This window comes from Paucilactobacillus nenjiangensis (genome assembly GCF_008632615.1).
GTDB lineage: Bacteria > Bacillota > Bacilli > Lactobacillales > Lactobacillaceae > Paucilactobacillus > Paucilactobacillus nenjiangensis.
In genome coordinates, this window is sequence record NZ_CP043939.1 from 1466351 (window position 1) to 1478112 (window position 11762).

At 39.1% G+C, this 11762-nt stretch carries 8 protein-coding genes; all 8 read right to left on the reverse strand.

Going from position 1 to position 11762, the window contains the following annotated elements; all coding sequences use genetic code 11:
- Positions 1–45 precede the first annotated feature (45 nt).
- A complete protein-coding gene (locus F0161_RS07490; protein ID WP_150204216.1) occupies positions 46–3471 on the reverse strand; it encodes a pyruvate carboxylase in 3426 nt (1141 codons plus the stop codon).
- A gap of 52 nt (positions 3472–3523) precedes the next feature.
- Positions 3524–4693 carry an FtsW/RodA/SpoVE family cell cycle protein gene (locus F0161_RS07495; protein ID WP_150204217.1) on the reverse strand — a complete coding sequence of 390 codons (1170 nt, stop codon included), beginning with the start codon at positions 4691–4693 and terminating at the stop codon, positions 3524–3526.
- Between the two features lie 154 nt (positions 4694–4847).
- Positions 4848–6692 (reverse strand): translational GTPase TypA, encoded by a 1845-nt coding sequence (gene typA / locus F0161_RS07500; RefSeq protein ID WP_137602418.1) that lies wholly within the window; start codon positions 6690–6692, stop codon positions 4848–4850.
- 97 nt (positions 6693–6789) lie between these two features.
- Positions 6790–7560, reverse strand: a complete 771-nt coding sequence (locus F0161_RS07505) for an inositol monophosphatase family protein (protein ID WP_137602417.1) — start codon at positions 7558–7560, stop codon at positions 6790–6792.
- 5 nt (positions 7561–7565) lie between these two features.
- On the reverse strand, positions 7566–7847 hold the full coding sequence (locus tag F0161_RS07510) for a UPF0223 family protein (protein WP_137602416.1): 282 nt from the start codon (positions 7845–7847) through the stop codon (positions 7566–7568).
- 178 nt (positions 7848–8025) lie between these two features.
- The gene (gene lpdA / locus F0161_RS07515) at positions 8026–9447 is read right to left on the reverse strand and encodes a dihydrolipoyl dehydrogenase (protein WP_137602415.1); all 1422 of its coding nucleotides are present in this window, start codon (positions 9445–9447) and stop codon (positions 8026–8028) included.
- A gap of 7 nt (positions 9448–9454) precedes the next feature.
- Positions 9455–10747, reverse strand: coding sequence for a 2-oxo acid dehydrogenase subunit E2 (locus tag F0161_RS07520; RefSeq protein WP_150204218.1), 1293 nt, complete (start codon positions 10745–10747; stop codon positions 9455–9457).
- A gap of 36 nt (positions 10748–10783) precedes the next feature.
- A complete protein-coding gene (locus F0161_RS07525) occupies positions 10784–11761 on the reverse strand; it encodes an alpha-ketoacid dehydrogenase subunit beta (protein WP_137602413.1) in 978 nt (325 codons plus the stop codon).
- Between the last annotated feature and the right edge of the window lies 1 nt (position 11762).

The window sequence follows — 11762 nt, forward strand, 5'->3', positions numbered from 1 at the left end:
AAAACAAAAAATTGTAGCGACAATTTTCGCTACAATTTTAAAATATTAATCTGTAATTTCAATTAACAAGTCATTTGAATCAATCACATCACCAGCGTCAACCAAAACAGCAGCAACTTCACCATCAATTGGTGCTTGAATCGTTGTTTCCATCTTCATGGCTTCGGTAATGACAATTGGATCACCTTTTTTAACTTTGTCACCCTTAGCGACGATGACCTTCAGCACTGAACCACTCATTGTGGCCCCAATTTGACCTGGTTGAGATGGTTCGGCTTTCCGTTTCTTCACAATATTATGAGAAACACTTGCATCATTCACTTTAATTTCACGGGCATGCCCGTTAATGTCAAAGTATAATGTACGATTTCCTTCATCGTCAGGTTCACTGATTTGGTTCAATTGAACGATTTCAGACTGGCCTTCAGCTAAATCGACATCCACCCGTTCTCCAAGACGCATGCCTTGGAAGAATGTTGGTGTGTCAAGCACTGTCACAGGCCCATATTGTTCTTGACGTGATACATAATCTAAATAAACTTTCGGATACATAATATAACTAATCACATCATTGAAAGTAACATTATGACCTAATTTTTCAACTAATTCTGCTTCTAAAGCTTTAAAATCAGCTGGTTTTGTTAAGGTACCTGGTCGAACAGTAGATGGCGTTTTCCCCTTTAACACTAATTTTTGTAGTTCTTTAGGGAATCCACCAGCTGGTTGACCAAGATCACCCATGAAGAAGCTCACCACGGAATCAGGGAAATCTAATGAAGCACCTTGTTCCATCACGTCTTCAGGAGTTAAGTCATGTTGCACCATAAAGAGGGCCATATCACCAACAACTTTTGAAGAAGGCGTAACCTTAATAATGTCGCCAAACATCATGTTAACTTGGCGATATTTCTTTTTAACTTCTTCAAACTTATCACCTAGACGTAACGCATTAGCTTGTTGTTCCAAGTTTGAATATTGGCCACCAGGCATTTCAGTTTGATAGATATCAGTTTGTGGTCCCTGCATTTTGCTAGCAAATTGTTGATAATAAGGACGCACTGATTTCCAATAACGTTCAACTGCTTCAATATTTTCAATTGAAATATCGGGTTGACGATCCGTACCCTTCATTGCGTAATAGAAACTTCCCATACTTGGCTGTGAAGTCTTACCAGACATTGAACTAGAAGCCACGTCGACAATATCAACACCAGCTTTTGTCGCTTGAGCATATGTGTAGATACCATTACCGGTTGTATCATGCGTATGCAAATGGATTGGCACATCGACATTATCTTTCAACGTTGACACTAATTCATAAGCTGCTTCTGGTTTCAACAAACCAGCCATATCTTTAATAGCAATAATATGTGCACCTTGTGCCTGTAATTCTTTAGCTAAGTCAGTGTAGTATTTCAAGTTATATTTTGACTTATCTGAATCTAAAATATCACCGGTATAACACATTGTTGCTTCAGCAATTTTATTATTATCACGAACAAATTGAATACTCTTTTCCATCTGTTCAACCCAATTTAAACTATCAAAAATACGGAAAACGTCCATACCATCTTGCGCAGATTGGTCGATAAAGGCTTTGAGCGCGTTATCCGGATAATTTTGATAGCCAACCGCGTTTGAACCACGGAACAACATTTGAGTTAAAGTTCGTGGCATCATTTTACGTAATTCTCGTAAACGAACCCATGGGTCTTCGCCTAAGAAGCGATAAGCAACGTCAAACGTCGCTCCGCCCCACATTTCGTAAGAGAACAAAGTCGGAAATGCTTTTTGCAGTCTTGGTGCAATTGTTTCCATATCCTTAGTGCGCATCCGTGTGGCAAATAAGCTTTGATGTGCATCACGCATAGTGGTATCGGTCAACAGGACTTTATCCTGATTTTTAATCCAGTCCACTAACGCATCTGGTCCTTTAGCATCCAAAACATCCTTGGCGGTCACTGTGCCAGCTGGAATTGGATCAAAATCTTCATTGTAACTAAATTCAGGATAATATTTCTTTTCACGACTGACACCAGGAAAACCATTAACCGTTGTCGTGGCAATATAGGTTAATAATTGTTCACTTTCATCCGGTTTTTGCGCCAACTTGAATAGTTCCGGGGTTTGATCAATAAAAGTCGTTGAAGCCAAACCACTACGGAAAGTGGGATGGTTGATAACGTTTTTCATAAATTCAATATTCGTTTTCACACCGCGAATGGTGAATTCATCCAACACCCGAATCATCTTGTCACAAGCTTCCTCATACGTATCAGCTCCGACAATTGCTTTGACAAGTAGTGAATCGAAATAACGTGTAATCACAGATCCGGTGTAGGCATTACCACCGTCAAGACGCACACCGTTACCACCTGGAGAGATATATGTAGAAATTTTACCAGTGTTTGGCATGAAATCGTTTGTGGCATCTTCTGTTGTCACCCGTGCTTGAATAGCAGCACCGTGGTACGTAATTTCGTCTTGTTGTGGGTAATTAATCTCTTTGTGTAAATCTAAGCCCTGAGCAATCAAAATTTGCGATTGAACAATATCAAACCCAGTGATCATTTCGGTAATCGTATGTTCAACTTGCACACGAGGGTTAACTTCGATGAAATAGAATTGATCGCCATCAACTAAAAATTCAACCGTAGCGGCATTTAAATAATGTACGTGAGTTAAAAAGTTAACTGCGGCCTGGCAAATTTTTTGACGTAATTCAACTGGTAGCGCCACAGCAGGTGCAATTTCAATCACCTTTTGATTCCGACGTTGCACCGAACAATCACGTTCGAACAAATGAATCACGTTTCCATGCGCATCTGCCAAAATTTGAACTTCAATATGTTTAGGACTTGCTAAGTATTTTTCTAGATAAATCTCACTGTCACCGAAAGCTTTGGAAGCTTCACTTTGAGCAGTATTGTAAGCATCAACTAATTCTTCTTCGTGTTGCACAATCCGCATTCCACGACCGCCACCACCATTGGCAGCTTTAACAAAAATTGGATAACCAATTTTTTCTGCAGCAATTTTTGCTTCTTCAACAGATTCAACTGCGTGATCAGTTCCTGGAATGGTAGGAACGTTGGCTTCATTGGCAGCAATTTTTGCTTCCATTTTGTCACCAAACATTTCCAAGTGCTCTACTTTGGGTCCAATAAAAGTGATGCCTTCTTCGACGCATCGTTTATTAAATTCTGCGTTTTCGGATAGGAATCCATATCCTGGATGAATTGCGTCAATATTGTGTTCTTTGGCAATTCTAATGATATCTTCAATATCAAGATATGCTGCAATTGGTTCTTTACCTTCACCTACCAAATAAGCTTCATCAGCTTTAAAACGATGTTCTGAATATTCGTCTTCTTTGGCATAAATTGCCACCGCTGTCATGTTTAACTCATGAATCGCCCGAAAGATTCGTGTAGCAATCTCACTTCGATTTGCAACCAATACACGTTCCATTAAAGAAGTCCTCCATCCGTTTGTGAAAATTTCTGCATTTGTGAAATTTTAACTATTTTACCACTTTTAAACGCTTTTGTTGAGAAGAAATGTTTATTACTAATCCTAACGACGCGCACAAAACTAGCATACTTGAACCCCCGTAACTAATAAACGGAAATGTAACTCCGGTAATTGGTACCAAGCCTGTTACGCCGCCCACATTGAAAAATGTTTCAACTGCAAAGAATGTGGCCACTCCATAACAGATTAATGACTCATATGTTTTTTGACAACGGACGCCGACCCAAACTGTTCTGACAATAATTATGCCTAATAAGAATAAAATCATCATCACAAACAACACACCCATTTCTTCGGCAATAATCGCTAAAATAAAATCAGTATTGGGTTCTGGTAAATAACCCATTTTTTGAATACTATTACCCAGTCCAACCCCGAACAATCCTCCATGAGCGATTGCATAATATGAATTGACTAATTGATTTCCGGCCCCTCTGGCTGTGCCAAATGGATTGGCAAACGCCACAAATCGTGCCAACTTATAACTGCCGTTGGAACCACTAGAAGCAATATGTGTCGCAACTGGGCCCAGGATAATCATCAATGCTCCCGTAACTAGCACAATGAAACTAGCTCCCCATTTCCAATTAATTCCACTGGCCAAAATCATAACCACTACAATTGCTAAGTTAATAGCTGCACCACCGGTATCAGGTTGAATTGCAATCAGTCCAATTAGCGCCACAATCCAGATATACATTTTAAAAATATCCAATTCATGAAATGACGCTTGTAGCCCATAAGACATTGCTTTTTGATGTTTAGCAAAGATATCTGCGACGTATAAAATTAATAACAGCTTACAGATTTCTGCCGGTTGAATACTCATAAACGGCAGGTTAATCCAACCTTTAGCACCATTAACTGATTGACCCGCAAACAGCACATACAACATCATCGCCACTACGACAAAGAAAAACGTTTTTATCATGATTGGATGTCGCCACTTGTCAATGTTCATTGCAGTCATCAAAATTAACACCAGTAATCCTAAAATCACGTAGATTCCCTGCTTAATTAAATAACCAGTTGGTGTCCCCCCATTTTGAACGGTAATATCTGAACTCGCTGAATAAACCATCACCAGTCCAATCATACATAGTAGGATATATGGCACAAATAACCAATAATCCAAAAATCTTAGCTTTCCCCTTCGCATTTCGTAACGCTCTTTTCTTCATAATTATTATCGAGTTAATTCACTTATTATATCATATCCATAATTGAGAAAAGTTTAAAAATGGATATGGAAAGGCCTAGAAAACACAAAAAATCCTCGGAAAATTTCCGAGGATTGATTATTTATAAATTAATTATTTTTTTGAAGCAATCTTACGTTTTTTAGCTTCTTTTTCACGTAAAGTTGAATCAAGAATTTGCTTACGCAAACGAACATGATCAGGTGTAACTTCACAATATTCATCATCATTCAAGAATTCAAGTGATTCTTCAAGTGAAAGGTTAAGAGGAGTCTTAATCCGTGCCATTTCATCAGAACCTGATGAACGAACGTTAGTAAGGTTCTTACCCTTAGTGATATTAACTGTAATGTCATTTTCACGGCTATTTTCGCCAACAATCATTCCTTCATACACTTCTGTACCAGGTTGAATCATCAACGTTCCACGGCTCTCAATTCCCATCATTGCGTATGTGGTAGCCTTGCCAGAGTTCATTGAAACCAATGTTCCCTTTGAACGACCAGGATTCCAGTTTTTAATTACTGGAGCATACTTTTCAAATGTATGGTTCATAATTCCGTAACCACGAGTTTGTGACATAAATTCAGTTGGGTAACCAATTAGGCCACGTGATGGAGCAAGGAATGTCAAACGAGTTTGACCATTGTCTGTCGATTCCATGTTTTGCATTTCACCCTTACGTTGTGCAAGGCTATCAATAACTCCACCAGTATATTCGTCAGGCGTATCAATTTGAACTTCTTCAAATGGTTCTGACATCACACCATCAACTTCGCGATAGATAACTTGTGGACGTGAAACACCTAATTCAAAGCCTTCACGACGAAGGTTTTCAATTAAAATTGAAAGATGTAATTCACCACGACCAGAAACTGTCCATGCACCAGGTTGATCAGTATCATCAACACGTAAAGAAACGTCGGTATGCAATTCAGACTTCAAACGATCTTCAAGTTGACGTGAAGTAACGAATTTACCTTCGCGACCAGCCATTGGTGAGTCATTAGTCCGGAAAGTCATTTGCAATGTTGGTTCGTCAATCCGAAGAATTGGTAAAGCTTCAGGATGAGCTGAATCAGCAACAGTTTCACCAACGTTAATTTCTTCCATCCCAGCAACCGCAATCAAATCACCTGCAACGGCAGATTCAATTTCAAGACGCTTAAGACCAAAGAAACCAAACAATTTAGTAACACGGTAGTTCTTCTTTGAACCATCAAGTTTCATTACTGAAACGTTGTCACCAACTTTGATTTGTCCACGGAAAATACGACCAATTCCGACACGACCAACGAAATCATTATAATCCAATAAGGCAACTTGGAATTGTAATGGTTCGTCACGATTGTCAACAGGAGCTGGAATCTTTTCAACGATTGTTTCAAAGATTGGCTTCATAGTTTCCTTTTGAGTTGATAAATCTGGATCCAAACTTGATGTTCCATTCATAGCTGAAGCGTACACTACTGGGAAATCAAGTTGTGATTCGTCAGCGCCTAATTCGATAAACAAATCAAGTACTTCATCAACAACTTCTGTAGGACGTGCACCTGGACGGTCCACCTTATTGATAACAACAATTGGTACTAATTTTTGATCCAATGCTTTTTTCAACACAAAACGTGTTTGTGGCATTGTACCTTCGTATGCATCAACGACTAACAATACACCGTCAACCATCTTCATGATACGTTCAACTTCTCCACCGAAATCGGCATGTCCTGGTGTATCCAAGATATTGATTTGGCGGTCGCCGTACTTAACGGCTGTATTCTTTGAAAGAATAGTAATTCCACGTTCACGTTCAATCGCATTTGAATCCAAGGCACGGTCTTCAATCGATGAGTGTTCGTCTAATGTGTCTGATTGTTTCAACATTTCGTTAACTAGGGTTGTTTTACCGTGGTCAACGTGGGCAATGATAGCAATGTTACGAATATCGTCACGTAATTTCAACTTTATTTCTTCCCTTCATTTTTGAGCAAAATTTGGTATCACATTTTTGCAACCGATTAGCATAAAAAAACTGTGACATCGGTCACAGTCAACCAAACTAATTAGCAAGTTCAATGACTTCTTGGCTTGCTCTTTGCGTCGCTACTAATACAACAGTCGATGATAGCATATCTAACTGTGTTCCGTCAATACTTTTGACAACTAAGCCGAGTGTTTCTGCTAACACTTTGCCAGCTCCAAAGTCCCACGGCCGTAAGTAAGATATGTATCCACTCAGCTCACCATTAATAGTTGCAACATATTCAATTCCAGCACTGCCATACATTCTTGGCCCTCGACTAACCCGTGCCACATCTTGTAAATTGAATTGGTTTTCAATTAACAATGGACCACTAATCCCAATCAAGGAATCTCTAAGTGGAACATCTTCAGGTGCCTCTAATTTTGTTTCATTTCTAAATACACCCGAGGCTGGACCACCATGATATAAGTCATCATTCATGACATCAAAAATATAACCAAGCACTCCTTCACCATCGTGATAAAGCGCGATCATGATGGCAAAATGATTTTGTTGCATTACAAAATTCATCGTGCCATCAATTGGATCAACAATCCACGTCCAGCCATCTGTTCCAGTGACCTGATCACCAAAACCCTCTTCACCTAAAATTTGAGCCTCAGGTAAAATTTTTCGCAATCCTAATATCAAACTTTGTTCATTTCTTTTATCAACAGTCGTCACTAAATCTTTTCGCCCTGTTTTTTCATCAACATCAATTGGCTGCGACATACTTTGAATTGTGTCATCTTTAACTTGCCGAATCAATTGTTGAACTTGTCCATCAATTTCTTTTAAATCCATCATTAAACTTACCGTTCCAATCGAATTGTTTTCCTATCACTTGAATTTGCCAATTTGATTACTTCATAAAGTACGTAACCAGAATCATGTGCAAATTGTCGACCAAGTTGTTTTTCTTCAGATTTAGACTGCACAATGTCTTTAAATTTCCGATACTGTGTCAGCACTGCCTCACGATTTGCGCCACCTTCATACACATCTTCGACCAAGCCAAACATGTTCGTGACAGTAATTAGTTCTTCTGTTGTCCAATCATCATTTATTGGATAACTATAATTTTGGTTGTCCATTTTTATCTCCGTAATTTTATTGTTACTTAGATTTTACCACCGAATCAACCTGACCACACGAAAAATGAGAGTTTGAGTAGAAAATCACTTTTCACTCGAACCCTCATTTTAAACTCTATTACTTAAACGAACATTACTAAACGTGTTTCAACGATTAATAGTTGTTACACATTAATTTCTAGATGTGTGTTGGGAAGCCCAATGCAACGTCAGCAGCTTCAGCGATTGGTTCGCTAAGTGTTGGATGTGGATGGATAGTCAATGCGACATCTTCGACATTCATCCCGCCATTAACAGCTAAGGATAATTCAGCGATTAAGTCACTTGCTCCAGGTCCAACAATTTGTCCACCAACTAGATTGCCTTCATCTTTAGTAAATACCAAACGAACGAAGCCTTCTGGTTGATCCAAACTAACTGCACGTGCGTTACCTGCAAATGGGAATTTAGCAGTTTTGACATCTAATCCCTTGTCTTTAGCTTCGGCTTGGTTTAAACCAACTGTTGCTAATTCTGGATCAGCGAAACAAACTGCCGGAACTCCAACCCAATCATTGGCAGTGTTTTTACCTGAGATTGCACCAGCGGCGGTTTTACCTTCAAAGAAGGCTTTATGTGCCAATGCTGGTCCAGCCACAATATCACCAATTGCAAAAATGTTTTTAACATTTGTGCGACCTTGATTGTCAACTTCAACAAGACCATGATCATCCATTTTAACGCTGGTCATTTCAAGTCCAAAGTTATCAGTATTTGGTTTACGGCCAACAGAAACTAAGCAATAATCAGCTTTCAAGTCTGTAGCTTTACCGTCAACTTCATAAGTGATTGTTACACTCTTATCATCTTGAACTGACTTTTTAGCCATAGCGCTGGTGATAACATCAACACCCTTGTTCTTCAATTGTTTGAGTACAACAGCTACCATGTCCTTTTCAAAATTAGGCAAGATTGATGGTGTTCCTTCAAGGATAGTTACGTGTGCACCTAAATTAGCATATGCACCAGCTAATTCAGTTCCAATGTAACCACCACCAATAACAACTAATTCTTTAGGAATTTCTGGTAAGTTAAGTGCACCGGTTGAATCGATGACACGTTTTTCAAACTTAAATCCTGGGATTTCTATTGGACGACTACCAGTAGCAATAATTAAATTCTTAAATTTAATTGTTTGTCCACCGCCATTGTCCATGAATTGTTTAGGTCCAACATCCATAGTACGCAGTTGAGAATCATTGTCCAGGAATGCTTCCTGATTGAGAACTTCAACCTTGTGTTTTTGGAGCAACATTTTAACACCGCTTGTCATACGATCAACAACGGAATGTTGTTTCCAATCTTGAGTCTTAGTAAAGTCAATTGTTGCTGGTTTTGTCGTGATTCCAAAGACAGAAGCATCGTTAGCCTCTACCAAACGATGACCAGCATTAATCAATGCTTTTGATGGGACACATCCAACGTTAAGACAAACTCCGCCTAACGTTCCTTTTTCAATCAAAGTCACTTTTTGACCTAATTCAGAAGCCCGAATTGCAGCGACATATCCACCAGGTCCACCACCGATAATGACTGTTTCTTTTTCTTCAACATCTGCCATGTGAAAATCATCCTTCCATCAACATCATTGCAGGATCATGCAATAATTGTTTCATGTAATTTAATGCATTTTGTGCTAATGCACCATCAATCAAACGGTGATCATAGCTCAATGATAATTTAAGCATATTACCAACTACGATTTCGCCATCTTCATTGACATATGGTTCCTTGGCAATTTTACCAACACCTAAAATAGCAACTTCAGGTTGGTTGATAACTGGAGTAAACCAGCCGCCACCAATTGAACCAACATTACTGATTGTGATTGATCCACCACTCATTGCTTTAGCTGATAATTTACCAGCATATGCAGCTTCAGTATTTTCGCTAATTTCCTTAGCAATTTCGAACATGCCCTTAGAATCAGCATCTTTAATGTTTGGAACATATAATCCATCATCAGTGTTGGTTGCAATACCGATGTTGTAATAATGTTTGTAAACAATTTCTTGTGATGCATCATCAATTGAAGCATTCAATTCTGGATACTTCTTGATAGTTGCAACTAATGCTTTGACAACATATGGCAAGAAAGTCAAATGAATTTCTTGATCTGCAGCAACTGTCTTGTACTTCTTACGATTAGCCATCAAGGCTGAAACTTCAACATCATCAAATGATGTAACATGTGGAGAAATGTCTTTTGAAGTCCGCATTGATTTAGCAATAATCTTACGCATTGGTGACATTGGTTCGCGAGTTTCAGCATCCCCATTGTCAGACTTGTAAGGTTTAACTGCTTGTGCAGTTGCTTTAGCTGGTGCGGCTGCTGGTGCTGCACCTGTAGTAGCAGCTGGCGCAGCGGCGCCACCGTAATTGTCAATATCTGCTTTGACAACTTGACCATGATTACCACTTGGGGCAACTGTACTGATGTCAATACCCTTATCACGAGCATATTGACGTACTGATGGCATTGCCAAAACTAATTTGTTTGGTTCTGCTAATGCTGCAACTGTTGCCGTAGCAGCGGGTGCTGGTGCAGCTGCTGGTGCTTCTGGAGCGGCTTCTGCTGCTGGAGCAGCTTCTGCAGGTGCACTATCATCACCAGTGTCTGGAGATCCATCATCAATTTCAACGAGAGTATCGCCAATTTCAACTGTGTCTCCTTCTTGTGCAACAATTTTTTTAATAGTACCTGAAACTGGAGTAGGCAACTCCGAGACAGACTTATCGTTTTGAATTTCAACGATTGTGTCGTCTTCTTTGACTGTATCTCCTTCTTTTACGAGCCATGAAGCAACTTCACCTTCAGCCATTCCTTCACCAAGCTCTGGGAGTGTAAATTTAAAAGCCATATTGTATTCATCCCTTCTGAAATTATTTTGGTAATTTTAGTAGCTTAAAGTCTCACGTACTTTTGCTTCAATATCATCTGCATTTGGAATCCAAACATTTTCAGCTTGAGCAAATGGATAAACACTATTTGGCGCAGCAACTCTAGCGATTGGTGCATCAAGTGACATAATAGCGTGTTCTGAGATTTCAGATGCAACAACTGCACCAACCCCTGCCATTTTTTGTGCTTCTTGAACAACAACAACTTTATGAGTTTTTTCAACTGAGGCAAAAATCGTGTCTGTATCAATTGGTGATAATGAACGTAAGTCAATAACTTCAGCAGAAATATTTTCTTTAGCTAATTTTTCAGCAACCGTTAATGATTCATTAACTTCTGCACTATAAGCGACGATAGTAACATCTGTACCTTCACGAACAACTTTGGCTGTATCCAAAGGAACAGTATATTTTTCATCAGGAATATCGTCTTTCATTGAACGATATAATTTTAAGTTTTCCATAAATAATACGGGATCATTATTTTCAACTGCAGAAATTACTAATCCTTTTGCATCATATGGATTACTTGGAGTAACAACACGCAATCCTGGAACTCCTGTAAAGAAGTTTTCAAGGTTATCAGCATGCATTTCAGCGGTATGAGTACCACCACCAAATGGTGTTCTGATAGTAATTGGTGAATGTTTTAGCCCACCAAAGCGGAAACGCATACGAGCCATTTGGCCTGCAATTGAATCCATTGCTTCAAAAGTGAATCCCATAAATTGAATTTCTGGAATTGGACGCCAACCTGTTAGTCCAAGACCAACAGCTAGACCTAAAATACCAGATTCTGCTAATGGTGTATCGAATACTCGATCTTCACCATATTTTTCTTGTAGTCCTTGGGTTGTTCTAAATACACCACCGTTTTTACCAACGTCTTCCCCAAAAATTAAAGTCTTTGGATCTTCATCAAGTAGAATATCTAACCCATCAGTAATTGCTTGAATATATGATTTTTTAGCCATG